The sequence below is a fragment of the Nocardioides albidus genome (assembly GCF_006335005.1).
Classification (GTDB): domain Bacteria; phylum Actinomycetota; class Actinomycetes; order Propionibacteriales; family Nocardioidaceae; genus Nocardioides; species Nocardioides albidus.
This window is the reverse complement of record NZ_VDMP01000014.1, coordinates 9,560-10,264: the sequence shown is the minus strand read 5'-3', so window position 1 is coordinate 10,264 and position 705 is coordinate 9,560. Positions and strand designations below refer to the sequence as shown.

Genomic DNA, 705 nt, shown 5'->3' with positions numbered 1-705 from the left:
GGCGCGCGACTACTTCCACGCCGTCGTCGGCGACCGCACCCCGCGCGCCCTCCAGGACACCTTCCTGGCGACCGGCCCGCTGCTCGTCGACCGGCTCCTGGAGGACGACGCCTTCGCCTTCCAGACCCTGGCCTGGCCCGACTACTTCGGCTCGGTGCCCGGCGCCTCGCTCGAGCGCCAGATCATGCCCGCGCCCCTCGACCCGGCCGAGCTCGGCCCGCTGGCCGCCGACCTGCGACCGACGCTCAAGGTCGACCGCGCCGGCGCCACGCCCCCGGACACCCTCATCGGCGGACAGGCCCTGATCGGCCGCTTCCTGCTCGCCCTCGGCAGACTGCCGTCGGCCACGTTGCGCCTCGACGCGCCGTGCACCGAGCTGGTCGTCTCCGAGGAGGACGGCCGGGTGGTCGGCCTGGTCGCCGGCGGTCGCCGGATCGCCGCCACCCGTGGCGTCGTCCTCGCCTCGGGAGGCTTCGAGCACAACACCGCGATGCGCGAGGAGTACGGCGTGCCCGGCCGCGTCACCGGCGCCATGGGCCCGGACTCCAACCGTGGCCTCGCGATCCGCGCGGCCATCGACATCGGCGCCGCCACCGACCTGATGGACCAGGCCTGGTGGGCGCCCGGCATCGCGCACCCCGACGGCACCACGTCGTTCTCCCTGTGGTTCACCGGAGGGATCTTCGTCGACGCCGCCGGCGAGCG

Annotated in this window: 1 protein-coding gene; it reads left to right on the top strand. The window is 75.0% G+C overall.

Features of this window, described 5'->3' with window-relative positions; all coding sequences use genetic code 11:
• On the top strand, positions 1-705 hold a 705-nt coding region (locus FHP29_RS22130; protein ID WP_205013828.1), incomplete at both ends, for an FAD-binding protein.